We start from the raw sequence: 26,484 nt of genomic DNA, 5'->3' as shown, positions 1-26,484 counted from the left end.
CCTTCTCAGCTGCACCCGCTCGTGGCGCCGCACGTATCGCACTTCTCGCAGGTCCCGTTCCGCACCATGGTAAAGTTCTGGCACTCGGAGCAGGAATTGCCGGTGTAGCCTTGCAGCAGCGACTTGGCGCGGCGATCGGCGGCGAGTTTCTTTGCTTCAGCCGCTTCATTGGCCGCTGCGTCGGTGAACAGCGCCGCGGTGGCGTCGGTGGCGCTGGACGCCGCATCCACCACTTCCTCGAAGGCCATGTCCTCGGCCAATTCCTTGGCCCGCTCCTCATAGTCGCGCTTGTAGGCGACCGCCTCGTCGCTGGCCGGCTTCAGCGCCAGCACATTGGAGCCGGAGAAGGCCGTGGGTGCCGAGCGGGCAGGGGTGCCGGCGCCGGCAAAGCCCTTCGGCTCGCTGCCGGTCACCCGCGACACTAGCTTCACCGGCGAGGCGCCACGGGTCAGGCCCTTGGAGACCGCGTCCGTCTTGCCTTCGCTGATGCCGCGTCCCAGTGCCGTGTTGGAAAAGTCCGACTGGTCGACATGGGCGAGGTCGTTGCGGCCGAGATAGGAGATGGCGAGCTCACGGAACACGTAGTCGAGGATCGACGTCGCGCTCTTGATCGCGTCGTTGCCCTGCACCATGCCGGCCGGCTCGAACTTGGTGAAGGTGAAGGCGTGCACATATTCGTCGAGCGGCACGCCGTATTGCAGGCCGAGCGAGATGGCGATGGCGAAGTTGTTGAGAAGGCCGCGCAGGGTTGCGCCTTCCTTGTTCATGTCGATGAAGATCTCGCCGAGACGGCCATCGTCATATTCGCCGGTGCGCAGGAAGATAGTGTTGCCACCGATCTTGGCCTTCTGCGTATAACCCTTGCGGCGTCCCGGCAGCTTCTCCTGCTCGCGCGACACGCGCTCGATGATGCGCTCGACGATCCGCTCGGTGATCTGCGCCGCACGCGCAGCCGCCGGGGCCTGGATCAGCTGCTCGACCATGTCGTCCTCGTCCTCCTCGCCATCGGCGAGCAGCGAGGCATTGAGCGGCTGCGACAGCTTCGAGCCATCGCGGTAGAGCGCGTTGGCCTTCAGCGCCAGCTTCCACGACAGCATGTAGGCGCCCTTGGCGTCTTCCACCGTCGCATCGTTGGGCATGTTGATGGTCTTGGAGATGGCGCCGGAAATGAAGGGCTGCGCTGCCGCCATCATCTGGATGTGGCTGTTGATCGAAAGCGAGCGCTTGCCGATCTTGCCGCACGGGCTGGCGCAGTCGAACACCGCCAGGTGCTCGGCCTTGAGGAAGGGAGCGCCTTCCAGCGTCATCGCACCGCAGACATGGATGTTGGCGGCCTCGATGTCCTTCTTCGAGAAGCCCAGCGCCGGCAGCATCTCGAACGAGAAATCGTTGAGCTGCTCGTCGGTGAAGCCAAACGTCTCCTTCACCCACTCGGCGCCGAGCGTCCACTGGTTGAAGACGAACTTGATGTCGAAGGCCGACTTCAGCGCCGCGTTGAGCGCGGCGATCTTGTCATCGGTAAAACCCTTGGCCTTGAGCGAGCCGGGATTGACCGCCGGCGCCTGGTTCATGTTGCCGTGACCGACCGCATAGGCCTCGATCTCGGCAAGCTGGCTCTCGGAATAGCCGAGCGTGCGCAGCGCTTCCGGCACGGCGCGGTTGATGATCTTGAAATAGCCGCCGCCGGCGAGCTTCTTGAACTTCACCAGGGCGAAGTCGGGCTCGATGCCGGTGGTGTCGCAATCCATGACCAGGCCGATCGTGCCAGTCGGCGCAATCACGGTTGCCTGCGCATTGCGGTAGCCATGCTCTTCGCCGAGCTCGATGGCGCGGTCCCAGGCAGCCTTGGCGTGCGCGGCCAGTTCCTGCTGCTTGAGGTCGGAAGCGACCAGCGGCACCGGATTGACGGCGAGCTTCTCGTAGCCGCCCTTTTCACCGTAGGCGGCGCGGCGATGGTTGCGCATGACGCGCAGCATGTTCTGCGCGTTGCGGTCGTAGTCGGCGAAGGCGCCGAGTTCCGACGCCATCTCGGCCGACGTGGCATAGGCGACGCCGGTCATGATTGCGGTGAGTGCGGCGCAGATGGCGCGGCCCTCGTCGGAGTCATAGGGGATGCCCGAGGTCATCAGCAGGCCGCCAATGTTGGCGTAGCCGAGGCCGAGTGTGCGGTATTCGTAGGACTGCTTGGCGATCTCCTTCGACGGGAACTGCGCCATCATCACCGAGATTTCGAGAACGACTGTCCACAGCCGCACCGTGTGCTCATAGGCTGCGATATCGATCGTGCCGTCGGCATTGCGGTAGGGCAAAAGGTTGATCGAGGCGAGGTTGCAAGCCGTATCGTCAAGGAACATGTATTCCGAGCACGGGTTGGAGGCCCGGATCGCACCGGCCGAAGCGCAGGTGTGCCAGTCGTTCATCGTCGTATTGAAATGCAGGCCCGGATCCGCGGACGCCCAGGCGGCGTAGCCGATCTTTTCCCAGAGGTCGCGTGCCTTCAGCGTCTTCAACACCTTGCCGTCCTTGCGGGCGGTCAGGTGCCAGTCGGCATCGTCCTCGACGGCGCGCAGGAAATTGTCCTTCAGCGACACCGAATTGTTGGAGTTCTGGCCGGAGACGGTGAGGTAGGCGTCGGAATCCCAGTCGGTGTCGTAGGTCTTGAACGACATCGAAGTGTAGCCCTGCTTGGCGAACTGGATGACGCGGTAGATGTAGTTCTCCGGCACGGCCGACTTCTTGGCCGCCTTGATCTCGCGCTTCAGCGCGGTGTTGATCGACGGATCGAAGCAGTCGTCGTCGTGGCCTTCGCAGTTGATGCAGGCCTTCATGATCGCTTCGAGATGCTTCTTGACGATCTTGGAGCCGGTCACCAGCGAGGCGACCTTCTGCTCTTCATTGACCTTCCAGTCGATGAATTCCTCGATATCGGGGTGGTCGGCGTCGACAATGACCATTTTTGCCGCGCGGCGCGTCGTGCCGCCCGACTTGATGGCGCCCGCCGCGCGATCGCCGATCTTGAGGAAGCTCATCAGGCCGGACGAGCGGCCGCCGCCCGACAGCTTTTCGCCTTCGCCGCGCAGCAGCGAGAAGTTGGAGCCGGTGCCCGAGCCGTATTTGAACAGGCGCGCTTCACGCACCCACAGGTCCATGATGCCGCCTTCATTGACGAGATCGTCCTGCACGCCCTGGATGAAGCAGGCATGCGGCTGCGGATGCTCGTAGGACGATTTCGACTTGGTCAGCTTGCCGGTGAACGGGTCGACATAGAAGTGGCCCTGGCTCGGACCGTCGATGCCATAGGCCCAGTGCAGGCCGGTGTTGAACCATTGCGGCGAATTCGGCGCGACGCGCTGGGTGGCCAGCATGTAGGCGAGCTCGTCGCGGAAGGCGAGGGCGTCGTCTTCCGACTTGAAGTAGCCGCCCTTGTAGCCCCAGTAGGTCCAGGTGCCGGCAAGACGGTCGAAGACCTGGCGGGCGTCGATCTCGGAGCCGTAGCGCTCGGCTTCCGGCAGCTTGGCCAGCTCGGCCTCGTCGGCGACGGAGCGCCACAGGAAGGAGGGAACGTCGTTCTCTTCGACCTTCTTCAGGCGCGCGGGCACACCGGCCTTGCGAAAGTACTTCTGCGCCAAAATGTCGGCGGCAACCTGGGAGAACTGCACCGGCACATCGATGTTATCGAGACGGAACACCACCGAGCCATCCGGATTCTTGATCTCCGAAAGCGCCTTGCGGAATTCGATCTCCGCGTAAGCCGATTGCCCTTGCTTGGTGAAACGACGCTCGATGCGCATTGGTCCGGTCCCTTTTGTCTATATATAGCGCTTTTCCCCAGGGATTTCTGCCCCACAAGCTGAAAAACGCAGTCCGCCGTTTGCCGGCATTGCGAGCAACGCCGGCACTCTCCTTTTCGCAGGTGCCGGCATGCAGACAGCAATACGCCTTACCAAGCGCTTGCCCGGGCTGCAGACCGACCCTTGCGGGTCCTCAACTGAAACTTTGATCGATTCCCTCGCTCGAGGGAGGTTCACACTATCTAGCGTCGAGACTGCCTGCAAACACTAAATATAGTGTTAACAGATGATTTTTTCCAGTCCGACAATTCTCCCTTTCGTCACCCCAAGCCCCACGATCCCAACGCTTCCGCCAGCCTCGTAAACAGGCGGAAATCTGGGCAAAAACGCACAAAATCCGGGAAAAAAGACCGGGCTCTGAACTCTCCGGTCGCGCCCTCAACAAGAGCACATGGCACATAAAAGGCGACTCGGTTTGCGTCGTCAAGGATTCGTTTGCGTAGCTTTTGTGACCCCAACATCTTGTGTGTCACATATGTGGATAACGGGGACAGAAAACGGTCTGCGCCGAATTCGCTTGGACCCGATTCCAAAGCCGGCTTTCGCCCGGCTTGCGGGCTGGACAGGCCAGTTCCGCGCTCGATCGTCAGCCAGCCCAGAAAAAAACTTGACGCCACGACAGGCGGATGCACTTGGGGGCGTCGCGGCGAGGGGTAGTTCATGGCGGATAGACGCTGACCCCCGCGGGATGGAGACTTTGCAGCATGGCCAAGCTCGTCTTTGGAATGAACCAGTCCCTGGATGGCTACGTCGACCACCTGGAAATCCCGTCCGCCGTCGCAATCTTTCATCACTGGATAGAGCATGTGCGCAGCCTGACGGGCAGCGTGTACGGCCGCCGCATGTATGAGATCATGCGATATTGGGACGACGACCTTCCTGAGTGGAGCGAAGAGCAACGTGAGTTCGCGGCAGCGTGGCGCAACCAACCAAAGTGGGTCGTGTCGCGCTCGTTGAAGTCAGTCGGACCGAACGCCACGCTTGTCAGAGATGACATCGAGGGGACAATCCGCGGGCTGAAGGCTCAGCTGGTTGGTGAGATTGCGATTTCCGGACCAGACTTGGCCCGAAGCCTGACCGACTTCGGTCTCATTGATGAGTATCGGCTCTACCTCCACCCCGTCGTGCTTGGCCGCGGCAAGCCATTCTTCGCCGGCCCGCGGCCACCGCTTCGCCTTTTGGCCAGCGATCGAATTGGCGAGGATACAGTCAGGTTGACGTACGTTCCTGCATAATCACGCAACCCCTCCCGACTGCCCGCGCCGGCGCGATCAGTCGGGGTCAGGTGAACGGGCTGCCGGCCGTCCTTTTGCGGCCTTTTCATTTTAGCTGGCGTGCATTATGTCTTTGGCGTCGCGCGGGGGCGCGTCTTGTCAATTCTAAGAGCATCCGTTACGCCCCGCCCATGACAGTTACCGTCCGTTTTGCCCCCTCACCAACCGGCCGCATTCATATCGGCAATGCCCGCACCGCCTTGTTCAACTGGCTGTTTGCCATGAACAACAAGGGCCGGTTCATCCAGCGCTTCGACGACACCGACATTGCGCGCTCGAAGCAGGAATTTTCCGACGCCATCCTCTACGATCTGCACTGGCTGGGGATTTTCCCCGACGCCACCGAATATCAGTCGCGGCGCTTCGAAGCTTACGACGAGGTGGTTGAACGGCTGCAGGCGGCAGGCGTGCTCTATCCCTGCTACGAAACCCCTGAAGAGCTCGACCTGCGCCGCAAAGTGCGCCGCACGCGCGGCCTGCCGCCGGTCTATGGCCGCGAGGCACTGACGCTTTCGCAGCAACAGATCGCCGAATACCGGTCGGACGGCCGCCGGCCGCACTGGCGCTTTCTGCTGCCCAATTTCACCAGCGATCCGCTTCAGCCGGAGCGCACCGAAGTCCACTGGAGCGATCTGGTGCGCGGCGAGGAAACCGTTGATCTCGCCTCGCTGTCCGATCCGGTGCTGCGGCGCGAGGACGGCACCTATCTCTACACGCTGCCTTCGGTGGTCGACGACATCGAGATGGGCGTCAGCCACGTCATCCGCGGCGACGACCACGTCACCAACACCGGCGTGCAGATCGCGCTGTTCAAGGCGCTGGGCGCCGAGCCGCCGGTCTTCGGCCACCATAATCTGCTGACCACGGCTTCGGGCGAGGGGCTGTCGAAGCGCACCGGCGCGCTGTCGATCGAAAGCCTGCGCGAGGACGGCATCGAACCCATGGCGGTCGCTTCGCTGGCCGTGCTTGTCGGCACCTCGGAAAATGTCGCGGCGATGCATGACATGCCGGCTCTGGCCGAACGCTTCGATCCGGCCGCAACGTCGAAATCGGCGGCAAAATTCGACCCGGACGAGCTGTTCGTGCTCAACCGCGCGCTCATGCACCATATGCCGTTTTCCGAGGCGCAGGACCGGCTGATTGTGCTCGGCATCTCCGGCGACAAGGCCGAGCCTTTCTGGATGGCGGTGCGCGGCAATATCGACCGGCTGAGCGACGCGGTTGCCTGGTGGCGGATCCTTGCAGAAGGGCCGCAGCCGGCGCCGGAATTTTCCGACGAAGACCGCGACTTCCTGCAGCAGGCCTTCGACCTGTTGCCGGAAGAGCCATGGACCGCCACCGTCTGGAAGGACTGGACGGCCAGGGTCAGGGAAGCCAGCGGCCGCAAGGGCAAGGCGCTGTTCATGCCGCTCAGGCTGACGCTTACCGGACTTGCTTCCGGGCCGGAGCTTGCAGATCTATTGCCGCTGCTGGGTCGGGAAGGAACGCTGGCCCGACGACCCTGACCTTGCGCTGGTCCGGCGGGATCAGCGATACCGGCGACACCACCGGCTTGACGGCAAGGCGCTTGATGGCGGCGCTGTCGAGCCCGCCTTGCATGTTGGCGAGCGTCTCCGGATCGGCGCCCGGATCGGGCTTGGCGACCGGCACGGGGACGAACGGCGTCGTGTCGGTATCGGGCTGCGATTGTTCGGGCGGTGGCGGGTTGCCGCCGATGATCTCGAAATTTCCGGCCTGCGCATTGCAACCACAGGCCAGTGGCCGCGACATATTGGGTTGTTTGTAGAGATAGGCAGTCGGCAATTCGCTATAGGGCCTGCCGGTCACCGACGACGTCATGTTGGCCGAATCGTCGTCCATGCCGCGCGAATAGAACACTTGCATCTCGGTGCCGGGGCAGCTCGATTCGCAGTTCTTCTGGTCACGCTCGAAATCGCCGAGCGAGGCCGAATTCGACATCGGGAAGAAATAGCCGTCGCAGGTGCGCACACAACTCGTGTGGAACTCGCCGCCGACCGTCGGGAAATCCGGCACGCCGGGCTGGTTGAGCACGCGGCGCACATTGCGCTCCTCGCCGGGATCGTCGGGCTGATCGAGCGTGTCGATCTGCTGGTTGCCGCCGAAAAGCTGGTCGAACAGATTGCCGTCGTCGGGTTCGCGGTTGGCTTCCTGCAGCGGCTCCTGCTGGCGCGGCGCGGGCTCGTCGCGGCAGCCATTGGCGTCGAGCGCGGCCAGGATGCGGCTGCGGTCGCGCCGCGAGCCGCCACCGGCAAGCTGGGCGCGTTTGGCTTGCAGAGCATCGAGATTGGCGTTCATGCGATCGATGCTGCTGTTCAGCGCAGCACATTGGCTGACATTGCGCGAAAACAGCGAAAACCCGCAATTCGCATCGCTCGCACGACCGCGCACCTTTGATAGCTGTTCGAGCTGGCGGGCGATGGCCTTGTCATATTTCCGCACCATGCCGGACTGGCCGCCGCCATTGGATGAAGAAGCAAGCTCAGCTTCCAGCTGCCGGCAGACGCGCGAAGCGGCTTGCGGCTCGGTGGTGGCGACGGCCGAAAGCACAAGCGCGCCAAGCAGCGCAGCCAAATGCGTCAGCCTCCACCTTCCGCCCGTCATTGCCCGAAACCCCGCTTGCCTGCCTGTCTACCGGATTCGCGGTTAACCGTTCCCTCAATCTACAACCAAAGATGGTCTTAGCCCATAGACGCGGTGCAAGAGGTGTTCGGATAGAGCGGCAACTGCGCGATCTCACCGCTGCATGAAAAAGGCGCAATCGCCCCGGAACTATCCCTCGATCCAGCAATGTCCGGGGACCTGGTATGACCACGATTAGCCGTCGAACCTCGCTGCAATTCGGTTTGTTGTGCCTGGCTACGCCCGCGCTCGCGCAGGAGGCATCGGCCGCGCCGGACTGGCGCAGCAAACTGGTCGAAGCCGCGCGTGAGCAGATCGGCGTCACCATCCTCTACGACCCGACCTATGTCCGCCTCGGCTATCCCGGCGGCGATGTCGCACCGGATCGGGGCGTGTGCACGGATGTCATCGTGCGCGCCTATCGCAGCGCCTTCGGGCTCGACCTGCAGAAGCTGGTTCATGAGGATATGGCAGCCAATTTCGCGGCCTATCCCAAGACCTGGGGCCTGAAAACGACCGACCGCAACATCGACCACCGACGGGTCGGCAACCTTGCCGCCTTTTTCGGGCGCAAGGGTGTTTCCCTGACCGTAAGCGAGGATCCTGCCGACCTTCAGCCGGGCGATCTCGTCACCCAGATGCTGCCCGGCAACCTGCCGCACATCGTCATCGTTTCATCCAAACGCTCGGCGGAGGTGCCGGAACGAGCGCTGGTTATCCACAATATCGGCGCGGGTGCCCGCGAAGAGGATACGCTTTTCACCTTCAGGCAGACCGGCCATTACCGCTTCGCGCCGGCCTGACTGCGTCAGCCAAAATCGACCACCGCCTGCGCCTTGTGTGCCGCCTCGACCACCGCCAGCGCCGTCATGTTGACGACGCCGCGCGAGGTCACCGATGGCGTCAGAATATGCGCCGGCTTGTCGGTGCCGAGCAGGATCGGGCCGACATGCAGCGCATCCATCATTGTCCGCAGCGCAGACAGCGTGATGTTGGCGGAGTCGAGGTTCGGGAACACCAGCAGATTGGCTTCGCCCTTCAACCGCGAATGTGGATAGACGCGCTGGCGCAGATGCTCCGACAAAGCCGTGTCGGCATGCATCTCGCCGTCGCATTGCAGGTCGGGCGCAACCCGCGCCAGGATCGCCGCCGCCTGGCGCATCTTCAGGGCGCTCGGTGAATCGCGCGAGCCGAAATCCGAATGCGACAAGAGTGCCGCCTTCGGCTCGATGCCGAAGCGCTGGATTTCCTCCGCCGCGAGAATGGTCATTTCGGCGATTTCCTCCGCCGTCGGATCGACCGAGACATGGGTGTCGGTGAGGAAGATGATGCCGCGCTGCGAGATCAGCATCGACAGCGTCGACAGATCGCGGTCCTTGACGCCCGGGCGAGCGCCGATGACCAGCGTCACATTGCGCAGATGCCGCTCGAAACGGCCTTCGAGGCCGCAGATCATGGCGTCGGCGTCGCCGCGCTTCAACGCCAGCGCCGCAATCACCGTATTGTCGGTGCGCACCATGGTGCGCGCGGCTTCTGTCGTGACGCCGCGGCGGCCGGCGAGTTCGATAAGCAGATCGACATAGTTGCGATAGCGCGGATCGTCCTCGGGGTTGATCAGGCCGAAATCGACGCCCGGCTTGATGCGCAGGCCGTAGCGCTTCAGCCTGACCTCGATGACATGCGGGCGGCCGATCAGGATCGGCTCGGCGATGCCTTCCTCCAGCACCACCTGGGCTGCGCGCAGCACGCGCTCGTCCTCGCCGTCGGCGTAGATGACGCGCTTGGCGGTCGACGCCTTGGCCGAGGAAAACACCGGCTTCATCACCAGGCCGGAGCGGAAGACGAAGCGGTTGAGCTGGTCGATATAGGCGGCGAAGTCGGTGATCGGCCGGGTCGCGACGCCGGTGTCGCAGGCAGCCTTTGCAACCGCCGGTGCAATGCGCAGGATCAGGCGCGGGTCGAAGGGCGAGGGGATAAGGAAATCGGGACCGAAGATCGGCGTCTCCCCGGAATAAGCGCGCGCGGCGACATCCGAAGGCTCTTCGCGGGCTAGCGCGGCGATCGCTCTGACCGCCGCCATCTTCATCTCCTCGTTGATGGCGCTGGCGCCGCAGTCCAGCGCACCACGGAAGATATAAGGAAAGCACAGTACGTTGTTGACCTGATTGGGAAAATCCGAACGGCCGGTGCAGATCATGGCGTCCGGCCGGGCAGCCCGCGCCGTCTCCGGCATGATCTCGGGATTGGGGTTGGCCAGCGCCAGGATCAGCGGCTTCGGTGCCATGTGCTGGAGCAGTTCCGGCTTCAGCACGCCGGCGGCCGACAGACCGAGGAACACATCGGCGCCAGGGATCACATCGGCCAGCGTGCGTGCCTCGGTATCCTTCACATAGGGGTCTTTCCAGCGGTCCATCTCGTCGGTGCGGCCCTTGTAGGCGACGCCGAAGCGGTCGGTGACCCAGATGTTCTCGACCTTGGCGCCGAGCGAGACCAGAAGGTTGAGGCAGGCGAGGGCGGCCGCGCCCGCACCTGACGTGACGATCTTGATGTCGGAAATGGTCTTGCCGGCGAATTCCAGCCCGTTGAGCACGGCGGCGGCGACGATGATGGCGGTGCCATGCTGGTCGTCGTGAAACACCGGAATGCCCATGCGCGCCTTCAGCTGCGCCTCGACCTCAAAACATTCCGGCGCCTTGATGTCCTCGAGATTGATGCCGCCGAAGGTTGGCTCCAGCGCCGAGATCGTCTCGACCATGCGCTCTATCCCCGGCGCATCGATCTCGATGTCGAAGACGTCGATGCCGGCGAATTTCTTGAACAGCACCGCCTTGCCTTCCATCACCGGCTTCGAAGCCAGCGGGCCGATATTGCCGAGGCCGAGCACCGCCGAGCCGTTGGAGACGACGCCGACCAGATTGGCGCGCGCCGTATAGTCGGCCGCGGTCGCCGGATTGTCGCGGATTTCAAGGCAGGGGGCTGCGACGCCTGGCGAATAGGCCAGCGCCAGGTCGCGCTGGTTGCCGAGCGGCTTGGTTGCCTGGATCTCGAGCTTTCCCGGTCTTGGATGCTTGTGGAAGTAGAGGGCGGCTTCGTCGAGGTCCGAACGTGCCGTTTTCTTGTTCTCGCCTTCCATGCGGCCGCTCCCTCGAAACTGCTATATCAGAGTCTTTTTAGCATGCGGCCAAGGTTTGTCGCGACGCTAAATGACGCGTCGTCAGCTTTCCGCTGCGGCGCGTCGAAAGTCGCGTTGCATCAGATACTTATGCCGATTTCATCGCGAACGACTCGTGCTGCTTCGCAGGCGCGTCGATCAAAAGGCGCTGACATAGAGGCCGCCATCGACCGGGATGTTCTGGCCCGTGAGATAGCCGGCATGGACCGAGCACAGGAAGGCGCAGATCTGGCCGAACTCTTCCGGCGTGCCAAGCCGCTTGGCTGGAACGTCGGCGCTGATGCGGGTCTTGCGCGCCGCGGCAGCAGTCGGGTCTTCCGTCGTGCCGGCCTCATGCGGGCCGCGCAGCCGGTCGGTGTCGAGCTTGCCCGGCAGCAGGCTGTTGATGGTGACATTGCGGTCGATCACAGTGCGCGCCACGCCGGCCAGGAACGAGGTCAGCCCGGCGCGCGCGCCGGACGAAAGGTCGAGGCCGGGGATCGGCACATAGACCGACAGCGAGGTGATGTTGACGATGCGGCCGAAGCCGCGCTTGGCCATGCCGTCGATGACGGCCTGCACCAGTTCGATCGGCGTCACCATGTTCTGCGTCACGCCTTCGAGGATCTTTGCGCGATCGAGCTCGCGGAAATCGCGCAGCGGCGGGCCGCCATTGTTGTTGACCAGTATGTCGGGGTCGGGGCAGGCGGCAAGGAGTGCCTTTTGCACGTCGGGCTTCGAGACGTCACCGACGATCTCCGTCACCTTCACGCCGTAGCGTTGGCGCAGTTCGGCGGCGGTTTTGGCGACCAGCTCGGCGTTGCGGCCGTTGACGACGAGATCGCAGCCCGCCTCGGCCAGCGCCATGGCGCAGCCACGGCCAAGCCCTTTGCTCGAAGCGCAGACAATGGCCTTCTTGCCCCTGATCCCGAGATCCATGACGACTTTCTCCTGTGAATGGCGCGGGCAAGCTAGCCCTTTGGCTGGCCCAATCGCAACCGTCATACGGTTGTTGCATGAATCGGGGCATAGCCTGCGCGAAAGCAACGGTGACGATCTGATGTCCAGCACAGAAACCCGCACTTTCCGCAGCATGTTCATATCCGACCTGCATCTCGGATCGAAGGCGGCCAAGGCCGAGTTCCTGATCGATTTCCTGCGGTACCACGACGCCGATATCATCTATCTCGTCGGCGACATCGTCGACGGCTGGCGTCTGCGGCGCAGCTGGCATTGGCCACAAAGTCACAATGACGTGGTCCAGAAACTGCTGCGCAAGGCGCGCAAGGGCACCTCGATCACCTACATTGCCGGCAATCACGACGAGTTCGCGCGCCAGTTCCAGGGCGTGCATTTCGGCGGCATCGTCGTTGCCGACCGCGCCATCCACGAAACCGCCGACGGCAGGCGCCTGCTGGTCATCCATGGCGACCAGTTCGACACCGTGGTGCACAACCAGCGCTGGCTGGCCTATCTCGGTGACTACGCCTATGACGCTGCCATGGTGGTCAACCGCGTGGTGACGAAGCTCCGCCATTTGCTCGGCCTTCCCTACTGGTCGTTCTCGTCCTGGGCCAAGGTCAAGGTCAAGAAGGCGGTCAACTTCATCGGCTCGTTCCAGACCGTGCTCTCCGAGGAAGCGCGCCGCTCGCATGTCGACGGCGTCATCTGCGGCCACATCCACCATGCCGCGATCGAGAACTACGGGGACGTGCAGTACATCAACACCGGCGACTGGGTGGAGAGCTGCACGGCGGTGGTCGAGCATTTCGACGGCCGGATGGAGATCATTCACTGGGCGAAAATCCTGCCCGAGGCGCCGGACGAGCCCTTCATCCCGATGCTGATCGAGGACAGGGTCGTCGAAGCGGCTTGAACCCCTGTTAATCGATTAGTCCAGGCAGTTTCGACTCGATCGCCCCCATGTTATGGGATCGATCAGCGTTGCAGCCCTTCGTGCAGCGCAATTGGATCGATTCATGTCGCTGCCGCCGCTCTCGCCAGAACAACTCGTCAAACCGCTCCATTTCGAGCTGCGCATGAGCCTGATCTTCGCGACGCTCTTCGTGTCGCTTGGAACGCATCTGCCGTATTTTCCGCTATGGCTGCAGGCCCAGGGGTTCCACGCCGAGCAGATCGCCATCATCCTGGCAGCACCAATGTTCCTGCGCGTGGTGACGACGCCGCTGCTCACCGCGCTTGCCGACCGCGCCAAGGACAGGGCCGATGTCTATATCGCGCTGGTGGCCGCGACCATGGTGCTTTCGGCCGGCTATTTCCTCACCCCCACCTACGCCATGGTGCTAGCGGTATCGCTGGCGCTGACAGTGGTGTGGACGCCGCATTCGCCGATCGCCGATTCACTGGCGCTGTCGGGCGTGCGCCGCTTCGGCTCCAATTACACTGCGATGCGCAAATGGGGCTCGATCTCCTATCTCTGCGCCAATGCCGCGGGCGGCTTCATCCTGTACTGGACGAGTGTGCAGGCCGTGCCGGTGATCATCTTCGTGTCACTTGCGGCCGCACTCGTCGCCGGGCTGCTGGCGCCGCGGCTTGGCCGGCCGAGGCGGGCGTCGCCACTTTCGGCCACCGACATCCAGCATTCGGCGCCCAGCCTGCTCAATCCGTATTTCCTCTATTTCACCCTCGGCGTCGGCATCATCACCGCCAGCCATGCCTTTCTCTACGGCTTTGTGTCGATCTACTGGAAGTCGATCGGCATCAGCGGCTCCCTCATCGGCCTGCTATGGGCCTGGGGCGTGGTAGCCGAAGTCTGCATGTTTTTGTTTTTCAACCGTATTTTCGCCTCCGTTTCGGTCGTCAAGATGATGCTGATCGCCGGCATCGGCTCCATCGTGCGCTGGATCGCCTTTCCGCTGATCTGGCCGCTCGGGCTTGGCGTTGCCGGATTCTTCGGCGTCCAGACCTTGCATTCGGTATCGGTGGCGATGGTGCTGATCGGCCTGCAGAAGATGATCGGCGAGACGGTTTCGGAAGAGCGCACCGGCGCCGCGCAAGGCATTGCCTATTTCTTCAACGGCTTCTTCATGGCGGCGGTGACGCTGGCATCCGGCCCACTTTACGAGCGCTACGGCGTCGACGGCTTCCTGGCGATGATCCCGATCGCCATCATCGGCCTGGCGCTGATCGGCCTCGCCGCGCGTTCAGCCCCACAGCATCCTGTCAGGCGGTGAGACCAGCGACCCCTCGTAGACGAGGCCGGGCTGGCGGTCGCGCGCCAGAAGCAGCGGACCGTCGAGGTCGACGAACTCGGCGCCCTGCGCCAAAAGCACCGCCGGCGCCATCGCCAGCGAGGTGCCGACCATGCAGCCGACCATCACGTCAAAACCCAGTTCGCGGGCGCGGTCACGAAGGGTCAGCGCCGCTGTCAGGCCACCGGATTTGTCGAGCTTGATGTTGACGGCGTCATAGAGGCCGACAAGCGCTTCGAGGTCCTTCGCCTCGTGCACGCTTTCATCGGCGCAGATCGGCACGGGGTGCGCGATGTGGCGCAGGATGGCATCATCGCCGGCGGCAAGCGGCTGTTCGATCAGCGCGATGCCGTGCTCTGCCGCGAAAGCGAGGTTCTCGACGATGTTGGCATCGGTCCAGCCTTCATTGGCGTCGAGGATGATGCGGCTGTCGGGCGCCGCCTCGGTCACGGCGCGGATGCGGGCCATGTCGTTGTCGCCGCCGATCTTGACCTTGAGCAGTGGCCGCCTGGCATTGGCGCGGGCTTGCGCCGCCATCGCCTCCGGCTCGCCCAACGACAGCGTGTAGGCCGTCTCCAGCGCCGACAAGGGCACGGCATGGATGGCGGCCGACACCGCTATGCCGCTCATCTTCGCCTCCAGGTCCCACAAGGCGCAGTCTATGGCGTTGCGGGCGGCGCCCGCCGGCATCGCATCGAGCAGGCCCTTCCGGCTGATGCCGCCTTCTATCTGCTGGCGCATCGCCTCGATGGCGTCGCGCACGCCCTCCATGGTCTCGCCATAGCGCTTGTATGGGACGCATTCGCCCCAGCCGCGATGGCCGCGATCGCTGATCGTGCAGGTGATCACTTCGGCTTCGGTCTTCGATCCGCGCGAGATGGTGAAGGTGCCGGCGATGGGAAAACACTCGGCCTCAACCGAAATGACACGCGCCATATTTTTCTGCTCCAGCTATGCGACAACGCGTCGTCGGCAAATCGACAGTTTCGACCCGTCAGGCTAAACAGGACGCCATGTTGACCATCGGCAAACGCGACGCAAGCGGCAACGCCGCCAAGGAGGCCGACCACCAGCCCCGCGTCGCGGTCGGCGAGGAGGGCGGCGTCCTCGGCTGCGCCTTCTCCGGAATCTGGACCACGCGGACCGTGGCGCTGGTCGACGCCGAGATGCGCAAGATCGAGCAGCGCAAAGGCTTTCAGACGCTGGCGCTCGACCTTTCCCACATCGAGAAAATTGATACGGCCGGGGCCTGGCTGATCGATCGCCTGGTCTGCGCCTTCGAGAAGAAGAGCGTCGAGATCAAGATGCAGGGGCAAAGCGATGTTGCCTCGATCCTGCTCGGTGCTGTCGGCGAAGCCGTCCGGCGCGAGCCCGAATCGCGTGGTTTCCGGCGCCCCAACATCATCCTTCGTGCCCTGGAGGCGATCGGCCGCCGCGTCTATGAGATGCGCGACGATTTCCTCGCCTCGATGAACATCCTCGGCGCCACCATCGGCGGCGCGCAGATGAAGCTCGGGCGCGGCCATGCCATCAACCCGGCTGCGATCTTCAACCAGATCGATCGCATGGGTGTCGGCGCCATCCCCGTGGTGGTACTGATGTCGGCCATCGTCGGCGCCATCGTTGCCCAGCAGGGCGCCTACCAGCTCAACTATTTCGGCGCCAACATCTTCGTTGTCGACCTGGTCGGCGTGCTGATCCTGCGCGAGCTCGGCGTGCTGATGACGGCGATCATGATCGCCGGCCGCTCCGGCAGCGCCATCACCGCCGAAATCGGCTCGATGAAGATGCGCGAGGAGGTCGACGCGCTGAAGGTCATCGGCCTCAACCCGATCGGCGTGCTGGTGTTTCCGCGCCTTGTGGCGCTGGTGATTGCGCTACCCTGTCTCACCATTATTGCCAATTTTGCCGCTCTCGGCGGCGGCATCGTCGCTGCCTGGCTTTACTCCGGCATTTCGCCGTCCGCTTTCATCGACCGGCTGCGCGGCGCGATCGATATCAGCACCATCTTCGCCGGCCTGATCAAGGCACCGTTCATGGCCATGATCATCGGCACCATTGCCTCCGTCGAAGGCATGAAAGTCGGCGGCAGCGCCGAATCGCTGGGCCTGCACGTCACCGCCTCGGTGGTGAAGTCGATCTTCGTCGTCATCATCCTCGACGGCCTTTTCGCAATCTTCTACGCCTCGATCGAGTTCTGACATGATGGGTAAGAGCTCAAACGGGATCAAGGCGGAGCAGGGAACGGGTGAAAGCGATATCGTACTTTCCGTGCGCGACATTACTGTCTCGCTGGACGACAAGCTGATCCTCGACAAACTGGCGCTCGACATCAAGCGCGGCGAAATCCTCGGTTTCGTCGGCGCCTCGGGCGCCGGCAAATCGGTGCTGCTGCGCACCATTCTCGGCCTGCTTCACAAGCAGTCCGGCACGATCAAGCTGTTCGGCGTCGATGTCGACAAGGCGAGCGATATCGAACGGTTGCGCGTCGACATGCGGCTTGGCGTGCTTTTCCAGCATGGCGCGCTGTTTTCGGCGCTTACCGTGCAGGAAAACGTGCAGGTGCCGATGCGTGAATATCTCGATTTGCCGAGGAAGCTGATGGATGAGCTGGCCTTGCTCAAGATCGAGCTGGTCGGCCTGCCGCCGGACGCTGCACAAAAATTTCCCTCGGAGCTGTCGGGCGGCATGATCAAGCGCGCCGCGCTGGCACGGGCTCTGGCGCTCGATCCCGACATCGTCTTCCTTGACGAGCCGACATCCGGCCTTGATCCGATCAGCGCGTCCGAGTTCGACGAATTGGTGGTCAAGCTGCGCGATACGATGGACCTGACGGTCTACATGGTGACGCACGATCTCGACACGCTGTTCACTGCCTGCGACCGCGTGGCGGTGCTCGGCAACAAGAAAATCCTGGTTGAAGGCACGATCGACGACATGCTGAAGAGCGAGGAGCCGTGGGTAAAATCCTATTTCCGCGGAAAACGCGCCCGGCAACTTGATCTTGCCGCGCGCGCATAGCCATAAGTGGGGCAATGGAAACCAGAGCCAACTACGTAATTGTCGGCATTTTCACCCTGGCTGCGATCCTGGCGGCCTTCGCGTTCGTCTATTGGACCGCCCAGATCGGCGATCGCGGCGAGACGGCGCAGTTGCGCGTGCGCATTCAGGGTTCGGCCTCAGGCCTCGGCCCCGGCAGTCTGGTGCTGTTCAACGGCGTCAAGGTCGGTGTGGTCAAGCGCGTCTATTTCGACCGCAACGATCCGAATTCCGCCATCGCCACGACCGAGATCGACAAGACGACGCCGCTTACCAAATCGACGCAGGCCGATATCGGCATCGCCAGCCTTGCCGGCCAGGTCAACATCGAATTGAAGGGCGCCAACCCCAAGGAACCGAACCTGCTCGAAGAGGCGGAAAAGGAAGGCAGAACCGCCGAGATCGTCGCCAACCCCTCTGCCGTCAACAATCTCCTGCAGACGGCGCAGAACATCTTCACCCGCGCCGACAAGGTGCTTTCCGATCTCGAAGGCTTCACCAAGGATGTGCGCGGGCCGCTGACCCAAACGATCAAGAACGCCCAGACATTCTCCGATGCGCTGGCCAAGAATGCCGACGGCATCGACAAGTTCCTGTCCAGTGTCAGTGCGCTGTCGGACGAGTTGAAGAGCGTTTCCGGCAAGCTTGACGGCACGCTGAAGGCCGCCGAAGGCCTGCTCAATGCCGTCGACAAGGACCAGATCAAGAGCATCGTCGCCAATGTGAATACCGTCACCGCCAATCTGAAGGAGACCAGCGGACAGCTCGATGGCGTGATCAGGAATGTCGATACCGCCGTCAACTCGGTCAACGATTTCGCCACGCGAACGCAAGGCACGCTGGCCAAGGTCGACGGCGTCCTCGACGGCATCGATCCAGCCGAGGTTCGTACCGCGCTCGCCAATATAAGAAAGGCGAGCGAAAACGCCGACAAGGCCGCCGCCGACATCGCCGTGGTGACCGACAAGTTCGCCGACCGTGCCGACGATATCGACGAGACGATCAAGGACGCCAAACAGCTGGCGCAGCGCCTCAACGATGCCTCGGTGCGCGTCGACGGCATCCTGGCCAAGGTCGACTCCTTGCTCGGCTCGGGAGAGGCCAACGGCGTCATGGCCGATGCCAGGGACACGCTGAAATCGTTCAAGCAGGTCGCAGACACCCTGAACGCGCGGCTTGGCACCATCACCGACAATCTGGCGCGGTTCTCCGGCCAGGGCCTGTCGAATGTCGAGGCGCTGGTCCAGGACAGCCGGCGTTCGATCAGCCGCATCGAAGAGGCGGTGACCGATCTCAGCCGCAACCCGCAGCGCATCTTGTCGGGCGGCGACGGCGAGGTCCGGCAGTTCGATGGCAGGGCACGGCGTTGACTTCAGCCGCCGCCCGCCGCAAGAAGTTGAACCGCGAATGCGGGTTGGTCTTACGATCCGGGGACAACGGGGATCGCGCGTGACGTTCAGGTTGGGTGGGCATAAATCTGCTGTCGTGTTGCTTGGCTTGACCCTCGCCGGTTGCGCGGCATTGGGAGGCAAACCGGCGCCGCTCGATACGTTCGAGCTGTCCGCTCCGTCGATCGACGCGCATGGCCACAGCCGCCGCCAGATCCTGATCGCCCAGCCCTCCGCGCTCAAGGCGCTGGACAGCCAGAACATCGTCATCAAGCCATCCGATCGCTCGATCCAATACCTCAAGGGCGCGCAATGGGCCGACCGCCTGCCGCTGATCGTGCAGGCAAGGCTCGCCGAAACCTTCCAGCGCTCCGGCAGCTTTGCCGGCGTCGGCAAGCCGGGCGAGGGGCTGGCGATCGACTATCAGGTGATCGTCGAGATCCGCTCCTTCGAAGTCCGCGTCAATGGCGGCGAGCACGCCGAGGTCAATCTCTTCGTACGCATCCTGAACGACCGCAACGGTGAGGTGCGCGCCTCGAAAAGCTTCACCGCATCCGCCCCTGTCTCGGGCAGCGGCAATCCAGCTTATGTCAGCGCGCTCGACAGCGCCTTCGGTGAGGCGGCGAAGGATATCGTGCGCTGGACGGACTCGGTGATCTGATAGCCGAGCGGACGACGCATCGACTCAAGATCTTCGGTTCGCGCCGCCCCTCATTGCCCTGCCGGGCATTTCTCCCCGTATAGCGACGGGGAGAAAGAGGCCTGCGCAGATTGCTTCGCCAATCACCGGCGTTGCAGGAAGAGTGCCGGCGTTGCGGCCAGCCACCTTCTCCCCGTCACCATACGGGGAGAAGGTGCCGGCAGGCGGATGAGGGGCAGCGCCGACAGATTGTGATCTTTTCCTGCAGTGACACGAACCTGGCCTGAACAAAAAGAGGCGGGCCAAGCCCGCCTTTTTGTTCCGTAGCCGCCGCCAATCAGTGCAGGCGGCCGCTCGCATGGGCCAGCATGGTGTAGACCTTGCCGGTGTCCGACGTCAGGTAGGTCTGCGCCATGATGTTGTCGCGGTCGTTGCGCGAGACGTCCTTGAGCAGTTTCTCGAAATCGTCGCAATAGCGGTCGACGGCGGCGCGGAACTCCGCCTCTCCCTGATATTTGCGACGGATTTCGTCAAAGGTCTGCTGGCCCTTCAGCGTGTAGAGGCGGCGCGTGAACACGTCACGTTCGCCGCGCCGGTAGCGGTTCCACAGCTCGATCGAGGCGTCATGGTCGATCGCCCGCGCAATGTCGACGGAGAGCGAGTTGAGCGACTCCATGACATGCAGAGGCGAACGCTGGGCGGGTGTGGCGCGCGGTGTTTCCGCGGGCGCCGCCGGCCTGGCGACTTCCTCCTCGCGCGATGCCCCGGTCAGGAGGTCGCGCACCCAGCCACCTTGCGGCGTGCGGGCATTGGCGTCGCGCTGGCGCGGTGCTTCGGCGGGACGTTCGATATCGAGCGTGCCACGCAGGCCGCCGAGCGGCGCCTGCGGTGCCGGGCGCTCCGGCTGCGGCGCCGTCGGCGGGCGGCGTACAGGCTCGGCCGGGCGCTGGACCGGCGCCTGAGGAGCCGGGCGCAAATTACGGGGTTCGGAAGTGTCGCCACCACCGCGGCCCGATTTCGCAACGATATCCGAAAGTTCCTTGAGCGCGTTGATCTGCTCGGAAACGGCACGGCGGATCGCCGAAGTCGATTCCTTGGCCTCTTCCGGCATCTCGATGACGCCCTTCTTGAGCTCGGCGCGTGTCAGGTCGAGCTCGCTCTTGATCGAGCTCGCGGTGCGCCGCATCTCCTCGGTCGCATCGGCAAACCGGTTGGTTGCCGAATCGACCACTTCCGCAATGGCAATGCGGATCTTGTCGGCCGATGCCAGCGTCCTGCCTTCGGCATTCTGCATCGTTTGGCCGACAAGGCTCTCGAACGAACGCATTACTTTTTCGAGGTCTTCCGACTTCTTGACCAGGCCGACGGCGAGATCTTCCAGCGACGACTGCCTCTCCAGCGTGTGTTCCAGATTGCTCTGCGCCGAACTCAACAGGTCGGAAGCCGAGGACAGCAGACGGCTGTGCTCGTCGAACTTGGTGGCGATCGAGGCGACCTCGCGCAGCGTCGAAGACGACAGTTCGGTAAGCCGCGTGGTGTTCGAATCGACCAGGCGGGCCGAGCTGGCGAAGGTCTGCGCCGCCTTTTCGGTGGTCGCCGCGAAGCTTTGCGTGCTGCCGCTGAGACGTTCGTCGACCTGGCCGAGATTGACCGCCGCCTGCTCGATCAGCTCTCCGAGCTGCGAGCTGGAGACGCTCATGCGGCCGATGAGGTCGGCGACACTGTCGGCGAGCGACGAGCGCGCGCCTTCGACGGCCGACAGCGTTTCGGCCGTGCGGCTGGCGAGCGCGTTGACGAGGGCGGCGTTTTCGCTGCGCAGCTTCTCGGTGGCGCGTTCGGTGACCTCTTCCATGCTCTTTTGCAGTTCCGAGCCGCCCTGGGCGAAGCGCTCGACCAGCGGCCGCGCGGTTTCGTCGAGGATTTTCGACATCTCGGCCGAACGCGCCGCCAGCATCGTGTTGAGCTCGCGGGTGTTGGTGCCGATGGTCTTGGCTGCGTCGTTGGTGCTCTGGCCGATGTGCTGGCCAACCGCGGTGAAGGTCTCCGCAATCGTGTTGGCGCGCGAGATCAGTTGAGCCTCGGCGCTCGACACCTGCTCGTTGAGTTTCTGGCCCATCGTCTCGGTGGTGTAGGCGAGGCGGTTTTCGACACTCGCGACCTGTTCCTCGACGCGGGTGGTTGCGGCAGCGACGCTCGCAGCCAGCCGTTCGTCGGCGCCGGCCAGAGCCTGCTCCATCTCGCGGGCGTGGACGGCGAGTTCCTGGCCGGTCTGGCGTGCGCGCTCGGCGACCCGCTGCTCGGTGCTGGCGAAGGCGCCGACAATGTTGTCGGCATGCTCGCCGATCGTCGAGGTGGAGTCGGCGATCCGCGACACCAGGCGGTGGTCGGCCTCGTCGAAGATGCGGCTGATCTCGGTGGCGCGGGCCGACAGAGCGTCTGAGCCCTCGGCAATGCGCGTGATCAGCTGCTGGTCGGCGGCGTCGAAGATGTGGCCGAGATCGGAGGCGCGGGCGGCAAGCGCTTCGGCGGATTCGCCGATGCGCATGCTCAGCCGCTGGTCGGCACCCTCGAAGTTGCGCAGGATGTCGCCGGCGCGATCGGCGAGCGACTGCGCTGTCTCGACCGCACGGGCAACCAGCTTCTGGTCGGCGGCGTCGAACGTACCGGCGATTTCGCCGGCGCGGGCAGCCAGCCGTCCGGCCGTCTCTTCGGCGCGGGCGAGCAGCGAGCTCGACGTCTCGTCATGCCGGGCAAGCAGCGCGCTCGTCGTATCCTCGGCACGGGCAAGCAAGGCGCTCGTCGTGTCCTCGGCACGTGCGTGCAGGCGACGATCGGCGTCTTCGAAAGTGCGGGCGATGTCCTCGGCCCGGGCCAGCAGGGCAGCAGAGGTCTGCTCGGCGCGCTCGGCGATCTTGCGGTCGGCATCGCTGAAGGCGGCACCCGCCTGTTCGTGCAGGGCGCCGGTGACTTCCATCACCTTCTCGCGCAGCGCGCCGGCAACGAAGACGGCGCTCTTTTCCAGCACGTTGCGGACATTGTCGACCCCCACCGATAGCGCGCGCTCCATCGTCCCGGCGCGCTCCTCGATGATGCCGGTCTGCTTGCTGAAGGCCTGCTCGATCTTCTCGACATCGGCTGCGATAGCCGCCGAGATATCGGTGCTTCTGGCGGCGATCTGGTCGATGTGGCCCGACAGCGAGCGGTCGACGTCGTTGCGTGCGTCGGCGAGCTTTGCCAGATCGCCTTCCAGCGCCTGGGTCAGCATGTTGCGGCCTTCGGCCAGCTTGCCGACATGGCCGGCGATGATGTCGTCGACCTCGCCGCGGCTTGCCGACAGCTTCTGCAGGTCGGCTTCCAGGGCGCGCTTGAGGATGTCGCGGCCTTCGGCCAGCTTCTCGACCTGGCCGGCGACCAGTCCGTCGATGCTGGAGCGGCTCTCCGCCAGCTTGGCGAGGTCATCCTCGAGAGCCTTCGACAGCGTCGCGCGATCCTGGACGAGCTTGTCGCTGTGACCCTGAAGCAGGCTGTTGACATTTTCCAAGTCGGCTTCCAGCACCCGTGCGAACTCTCCACGGTTTTCGGTCAGCTTCTGTGACTGGTCGACGATGGCGCTCCTGATCGTGTTGAGATCGGCTTCGAGCGCCCGCTTGAGGATGTCGCGGCCCTCGGCAAGCTTCTCGACCTGTCCGGCGACCAGCCCATCGATGCTGGAGCGGCTCTCCGCCAGCTTGGCGATGTCGTCTTCCAGTGCCTTTGAGAGCGCCGAACGGTCCTGGACGAGCCTATTTTGATGATCGGCCATTATGCCGTTCACATTGTGCAGATCATCCTGAAGCGCCTGGGATAGCGTCGAACGATCCTGGACAAGCCGGCTCGTGTGGTCGGCGATCAGGCTGTTCACATTCTGCAGATCGGCTTCCAGTGCCTTCGAAAGCTGGCTGCGCTCTTCCGCCACCCGATCGGAATGACCCACGATGGCACCCTTGATGGTATTGATGTCGGCTTCGAGCGCGCGCTTGAGAATGTCACGGCCCTCGGCCAGCTTCTCCACCTGGCCGGCGACCAGCCCGTCGATGCTCGACCGGCTTTCCGCCAGCTTGGCAAGGTCGGCCTCGAGCGTTTGGGACAACAGGCCACGATCGTCGGCGAGCCGGTTCGAATGGTCGGAGAGCAGGTCCCTGATGCCGGACAGGTCGTTCTCCAGCGCCTTGCTGAGTTCGGTTCGGTCCTCGGCCAGTTTCGCCGAGTGGTTTTCGATCACGCCCTTGATGCCGATAATGTCGTTTTCGAGCGCCTTGGTCAGGATGGCGCGGCCTTCGGCGATCTTTTCGACCTGGCCGGCGACCAGACCGTCAATGCTAACGCGGCTGTCGGCCAGCTTGCCGAGATCGGCCTCCAGCGCGCGCGACAGAATGTTGCGGCCTTCAGCCAGCTTGCCGACATGTCCGGCGACCATTTCATCAATAATCGTGCGGGCTTGCACGAGTTTTCCGGAGTCTTCATGCAAAGCCAGGTTGAGCCGGTTGCGGCCCTCTTCGAGGCGCTCGAGATGGCTGCCGACCGACGCGTCGATGGCGGCGCGCGACTCATTGACCTTGCGCAGATCCTCTTCCAAAGCGCGCGAAATCAGGTTGCGGCCTTCCGCCAGCTTCTGCACCTGGTTGGTCACGGCTGCGTCGATGCCGGCGCGGCCCTCGGCGAATTTCGCCAGGTCCGCCTGCATGGCAGCGGCCATGCGCTCGCGGCTTTCGGACAGGCTGCGGCTGTGGTTTTCGACCGCCTCCTCGATGCCGACGCGGGCATCGGCAAGGCGCTGGATGTCGGTGTCGAAGGAGCGCGACACGACATGGCGGGCCGCTTCCATGCGACCGGCGAAATCGCCGGCACGGGCTTCGAGCATGGACGAGGTCGACGAAACGATGTCGGCCATGTCGGCGCCGATCTGGGTCTTGCCCTGATCGATCATCGCCGAGAGGTGATCCTTGCTCTCGGCGAAGGTGTGGGCGATCTCGCGGGCGCGCTCGACCAGCGTTTCATTGATCTGGCGGGCACGCGCTTCGAGCGCGGCGTTGAGTTTTTGTGTGCCGGTATCAAGCGCTTCGGCGCGGGTCTGGAATTCGCTGATCAGCGCCTGGCCGCGTTCGGCCAAGGTGCGCTCGATGCCGTTGAGGCTGGATTCGAATTCCGAGCTCAGGGTTCGGGCGGCGCCGCCGAGCAGCGACACCATGCCGGTGGTGCGGTCGTCGAGCAGGTCGGTCAGCGAGCGGGTCAGGCCGTCCGTGGTGTCCGTCAGCTTGGCGATGCGGGTGTCGAGCAGCGAAGCGAAGGCTTCGCCTGAGGTCGACAGCCGGTCGGTGATCGTATCGAGCCGGCCTTCCACCTGATCGAAGATCGACATCGAGCTTTCGTTGATGCGGTCGATCAGCGTGTCGCCGGAATTGGTGATCGTCATCGACAGCTTGGTCGACGCGTTGAGGATGGAGTCGCGAATGATGTCCGAGGCAGCGCCGATTTCGTCCTTCAGCGTCTCATGCGCGCCGGTGATCGAGGCGCGCACGCGCTCGGCATGGGTGACGACGGCTTCGCGTTCGCTGCCCAGCCCGTCGACCAGCGAGCGGATACGGGATTCATTCTCCGAATAGGAGCGTTCGATCTGGTTGACCTCGCTGTGGACCAGCGTTTCAAGCTCGACGGCGCGCGCCAGCGTGCGCTCGATGCCTTCGCCCATCGCCGCCACTTCGCGGCGAACGGCCTGGCCGATCATCATGACGCGGTCCTGGGCGAGGTTTTCCGGCTCCGCCAGGCGGAAAGCCACTTCGGTCATCGACTGGGCGGCGATGCGCATTTCCTGCGCGCGGCGGATCATCGCCGCGAAGGCCCAAAACAGGACAACCGGTATGATTGCCGCGATTGCGAGGCCAATCAGTTCAGGGCGGGCCAGGAGTTGATCGAATGTACGGATTTTCCAGATGCTGGGGCCAAACAGCAGATTGGCAAGGCCGCCGGCGCCGGCAATCCAGGCCAGCGACACGAACGCTACGACCCAATAGATCGTGCTCGACGCACGCCGATTGAGGCTGTGCAGAAGCGTCTTGTAATCTTTCTGGCGGTCGTCGTTTGCCGGCTTGAAACCGGCCGGCTGCGAGCTGTTGCGCGATTCAACCGGGCGCAGCTCTGCAGGCTTGGCAGCCGGCGTCGCGCTTTGATTTTGTTGGACGGGTGCGCTTTGAGAGGGGGCGGGCTTCTGGGTGCGGCCTTCGCGCGCCAGTTCGTCCGCGGCCTGCGATATCTGCGCTTCCAGGTCTTCCATCGACGCCGCAATATCGAGATCGCCGCTGCCGTCTCCGCTAAGGTCGAGGTCTAGTGCCCTTTCGAGTTCCCTGGCTACGTCGCTGTCGAGAGTTCTGGTCGTCGTTGGTTTCTTCGCCATGCCTTCGCTACCCTGTACTAGCTGCCGAGGGACTTTATGATTTTGGCCTGAATGATTTTGGCCTGATTCTGGCTTGTCTTATCCCACGCAGGAGGCTGAAAATGGACCCTCGTATCGTAATGACACACACGGGTAAAGAAAACATGCATTCCGCGAGATACGTAAAACTTTAAATATAAGGTTAACGTGAACGTGATTTCGCCGCCTCTACGGCAACAACTTTCCGGCCCATTCATTAACGCGTTGGCGACGGAAATCGCCTATTTTTTTTACGGCGATCGGGACAAGGAGTTTCAAATTGGTACGCGGTGAAAGCGGCATTGCCTTCTCAATGCCGGGCGGCGATGCGTCGGGTCCGGCCCGTTCGCGGCCGGTGGATCTGGCCCATCTGGCCCGTCAGACAATGGGCGATCGCGCCCTCGAACAAGAGGTATTGGCGCTGTTCGTGCAGCAGGCGCTTTCCGTCCGCGATAAAATCGTCGACGCCGATGTCAGGGAGAGGCTGCTCCTGGCGCATGGGCTGAAAGGTTCGGCGCGCGGCGTCGGCGCCTTTGCCATCGCCGACTGCGCCTCATCAATCGAACAGCAGCCGGAAGACACACGCACTCTCAAGCGCCTTGGCGCTCTGATCGAGGAAGTGCGCGATTTCATCGCCGCCATCAGCCGGTAATGGCTGCCGCTCGCCGGCGGCCACCGGGATGAATCGGCGGGGCTAGGAGCCTGTCCCCGTATTTGGGTGTGGAATGAGCGGTCGGCGGCGGGCTGCGCCTAGACAGCTGGATTACGGCGTGATTCTTTGGGGCATGAGCAAGACGTTTCGCCCCTGGCTGATCGATCAGCCGCAGCTGTTTCCGGCCTC

16 protein-coding genes are annotated in these 26,484 nt (G+C 63.5%); 10 read left to right on the top strand and 6 right to left on the bottom strand.

Translation table 11 applies throughout. The features are described 5' to 3' along the window. Nucleotides 1-5: 5 nt before the first annotated feature. Nucleotides 6-3,791: a vitamin B12-dependent ribonucleotide reductase gene (locus AC1DYO_RS20270; protein ID WP_477266291.1), complete on the bottom strand. Its 3,786-nt coding sequence runs from the start codon at nt 3,789-3,791 to the stop codon at nt 6-8. Between the two features lie 764 nt (nt 3,792-4,555). Here AC1DYO_RS20270 and AC1DYO_RS20265 point away from each other — a divergent pair. Continuing rightward, nucleotides 4,556-5,086 carry a dihydrofolate reductase family protein gene (locus AC1DYO_RS20265; RefSeq protein WP_477266289.1) on the top strand — a complete coding sequence of 177 codons (531 nt, stop codon included), beginning with the start codon at nt 4,556-4,558 and terminating at the stop codon, nt 5,084-5,086. Between the two features lie 170 nt (nt 5,087-5,256). Beyond that, nucleotides 5,257-6,630, top strand: coding sequence for a glutamate--tRNA ligase (gene gltX, locus AC1DYO_RS20260; protein ID WP_477266287.1), 1,374 nt, complete (start codon nt 5,257-5,259; stop codon nt 6,628-6,630). On the opposite strand, the gene AC1DYO_RS20255 is transcribed toward gltX, so the two are convergent. After that, nucleotides 6,548-7,747, bottom strand: a complete 1,200-nt coding sequence (locus AC1DYO_RS20255; RefSeq protein ID WP_477266285.1) for a DUF2865 domain-containing protein — start codon at nt 7,745-7,747, stop codon at nt 6,548-6,550. The two genes, gltX and AC1DYO_RS20255, sit on opposite strands and share 83 nt — an antisense overlap. A 203-nt stretch (nt 7,748-7,950) precedes the next feature. On the opposite strand from AC1DYO_RS20255, the gene AC1DYO_RS20250 reads away from it, so the two are divergent. After that, the gene (locus AC1DYO_RS20250) at nt 7,951-8,568 is read left to right on the top strand and encodes a DUF1287 domain-containing protein (RefSeq protein ID WP_477266283.1); all 618 of its coding nucleotides are present in this window, start codon (nt 7,951-7,953) and stop codon (nt 8,566-8,568) included. 5 nt (nt 8,569-8,573) lie between these two features. Here AC1DYO_RS20250 and AC1DYO_RS20245 read toward each other — a convergent pair whose 3' ends face one another. Together AC1DYO_RS20245 and AC1DYO_RS20240 are read right to left on the bottom strand one after the other, a co-directional pair. Continuing rightward, complete coding sequence (locus tag AC1DYO_RS20245; protein ID WP_477266281.1) at nt 8,574-10,898, bottom strand: NADP-dependent malic enzyme; 2,325 nt, start codon at nt 10,896-10,898, stop codon at nt 8,574-8,576. A 177-nt stretch (nt 10,899-11,075) separates the two neighbouring features. Next, nucleotides 11,076-11,855, bottom strand: a complete 780-nt coding sequence (locus tag AC1DYO_RS20240) for an SDR family oxidoreductase (protein WP_477266279.1) — start codon at nt 11,853-11,855, stop codon at nt 11,076-11,078. 121 nt (nt 11,856-11,976) lie between these two features. Between AC1DYO_RS20240 and AC1DYO_RS20235 the strand changes: the two genes are divergently transcribed. Beyond that, nucleotides 11,977-12,792, top strand: coding sequence for a UDP-2,3-diacylglucosamine diphosphatase (locus tag AC1DYO_RS20235; protein ID WP_477266277.1), 816 nt, complete (start codon nt 11,977-11,979; stop codon nt 12,790-12,792). Between the two features lie 103 nt (nt 12,793-12,895). Further along, nucleotides 12,896-14,110 (top strand): MFS transporter, encoded by a 1,215-nt coding sequence (locus AC1DYO_RS20230; RefSeq protein ID WP_477266275.1) that lies wholly within the window; start codon nt 12,896-12,898, stop codon nt 14,108-14,110. Here the strand turns inward: AC1DYO_RS20230 and dgcA are convergent. Continuing rightward, nucleotides 14,081-15,064 (bottom strand): N-acetyl-D-Glu racemase DgcA, encoded by a 984-nt coding sequence (gene dgcA / locus AC1DYO_RS20225; protein WP_477266273.1) that lies wholly within the window; start codon nt 15,062-15,064, stop codon nt 14,081-14,083. The genes AC1DYO_RS20230 and dgcA overlap by 30 nt on opposite strands. A 77-nt stretch (nt 15,065-15,141) precedes the next feature. On the opposite strand from dgcA, the gene AC1DYO_RS20220 reads away from it, so the two are divergent. From AC1DYO_RS20220 to AC1DYO_RS20205, 4 genes are read left to right on the top strand one after another with little or no spacing between them, the layout of a single operon-like run. Continuing rightward, complete coding sequence (locus AC1DYO_RS20220; RefSeq protein ID WP_477266271.1) at nt 15,142-16,329, top strand: MlaE family ABC transporter permease; 1,188 nt, start codon at nt 15,142-15,144, stop codon at nt 16,327-16,329. Nucleotide 16,330: 1 nt separating this feature from the next. Beyond that, entirely contained in the window at nt 16,331-17,149 is an 819-nt protein-coding gene (locus AC1DYO_RS20215) for an ABC transporter ATP-binding protein (protein WP_477266269.1), read from the top strand. Nucleotides 17,150-17,163: 14 nt separating this feature from the next. Then, a complete protein-coding gene (locus tag AC1DYO_RS20210) occupies nt 17,164-18,537 on the top strand; it encodes an MlaD family protein (RefSeq protein WP_477266267.1) in 1,374 nt (457 codons plus the stop codon). 37 nt (nt 18,538-18,574) lie between these two features. Then, nucleotides 18,575-19,216 (top strand): ABC-type transport auxiliary lipoprotein family protein, encoded by a 642-nt coding sequence (locus tag AC1DYO_RS20205; protein WP_477266265.1) that lies wholly within the window; start codon nt 18,575-18,577, stop codon nt 19,214-19,216. Nucleotides 19,217-19,532: 316 nt separating this feature from the next. Here the strand turns inward: AC1DYO_RS20205 and AC1DYO_RS20200 are convergent, their stop codons facing one another. Beyond that, complete coding sequence (locus AC1DYO_RS20200) at nt 19,533-25,625, bottom strand: kinesin (RefSeq protein ID WP_477266263.1); 6,093 nt, start codon at nt 25,623-25,625, stop codon at nt 19,533-19,535. Nucleotides 25,626-25,956: 331 nt separating this feature from the next. Between AC1DYO_RS20200 and AC1DYO_RS20195 the strand changes: the two genes are divergently transcribed. After that, on the top strand, nt 25,957-26,295 hold the full coding sequence (locus AC1DYO_RS20195) for an Hpt domain-containing protein (RefSeq protein ID WP_477266395.1): 339 nt from the start codon (nt 25,957-25,959) through the stop codon (nt 26,293-26,295). Nucleotides 26,296-26,484: the final 189 nt, after the last annotated feature.

This window comes from Mesorhizobium sp. P2_F5 (assembly GCF_056403715.1).
Note: the sequence above shows the minus strand (reverse complement) of the source record. Positions and strands in the feature narration are given on the sequence as shown.

What these genes read in the sequence shown, in the direction of transcription:
- AC1DYO_RS20230 (WP_477266275.1), top strand. Translation starts at nt 12,896, where the DNA reads ATGTCGCTGCCGCCGCTCTCGCCAGAACAACTCGTCAAACCGCTCCAT.
- AC1DYO_RS20250 (WP_477266283.1), top strand. Translation starts at nt 7,951, where the DNA reads ATGACCACGATTAGCCGTCGAACCTCGCTGCAATTCGGTTTGTTGTGC.
- AC1DYO_RS20210 (WP_477266267.1), top strand. Translation starts at nt 17,164, where the DNA reads ATGGAAACCAGAGCCAACTACGTAATTGTCGGCATTTTCACCCTGGCT.
- AC1DYO_RS20215 (WP_477266269.1), top strand. Translation starts at nt 16,331, where the DNA reads ATGATGGGTAAGAGCTCAAACGGGATCAAGGCGGAGCAGGGAACGGGT.
- AC1DYO_RS20200 (WP_477266263.1), bottom strand. Translation starts at nt 25,625, where the DNA reads ATGGCGAAGAAACCAACGACGACCAGAACTCTCGACAGCGACGTAGCC.
- AC1DYO_RS20265 (WP_477266289.1), top strand. Translation starts at nt 4,556, where the DNA reads ATGGCCAAGCTCGTCTTTGGAATGAACCAGTCCCTGGATGGCTACGTC.
- AC1DYO_RS20240 (WP_477266279.1), bottom strand. Translation starts at nt 11,855, where the DNA reads ATGGATCTCGGGATCAGGGGCAAGAAGGCCATTGTCTGCGCTTCGAGC.
- AC1DYO_RS20220 (WP_477266271.1), top strand. Translation starts at nt 15,142, where the DNA reads ATGTTGACCATCGGCAAACGCGACGCAAGCGGCAACGCCGCCAAGGAG.
- AC1DYO_RS20235 (WP_477266277.1), top strand. Translation starts at nt 11,977, where the DNA reads ATGTCCAGCACAGAAACCCGCACTTTCCGCAGCATGTTCATATCCGAC.
- AC1DYO_RS20195 (WP_477266395.1), top strand. Translation starts at nt 25,957, where the DNA reads ATGCCGGGCGGCGATGCGTCGGGTCCGGCCCGTTCGCGGCCGGTGGAT.
- AC1DYO_RS20245 (WP_477266281.1), bottom strand. Translation starts at nt 10,898, where the DNA reads ATGGAAGGCGAGAACAAGAAAACGGCACGTTCGGACCTCGACGAAGCC.
- AC1DYO_RS20270 (WP_477266291.1), bottom strand. Translation starts at nt 3,791, where the DNA reads ATGCGCATCGAGCGTCGTTTCACCAAGCAAGGGCAATCGGCTTACGCG.
- AC1DYO_RS20205 (WP_477266265.1), top strand. Translation starts at nt 18,575, where the DNA reads ATGCGGGTTGGTCTTACGATCCGGGGACAACGGGGATCGCGCGTGACG.
- dgcA (WP_477266273.1), bottom strand. Translation starts at nt 15,064, where the DNA reads ATGGCGCGTGTCATTTCGGTTGAGGCCGAGTGTTTTCCCATCGCCGGC.
- AC1DYO_RS20255 (WP_477266285.1), bottom strand. Translation starts at nt 7,747, where the DNA reads ATGACGGGCGGAAGGTGGAGGCTGACGCATTTGGCTGCGCTGCTTGGC.
- gltX (WP_477266287.1), top strand. Translation starts at nt 5,257, where the DNA reads ATGACAGTTACCGTCCGTTTTGCCCCCTCACCAACCGGCCGCATTCAT.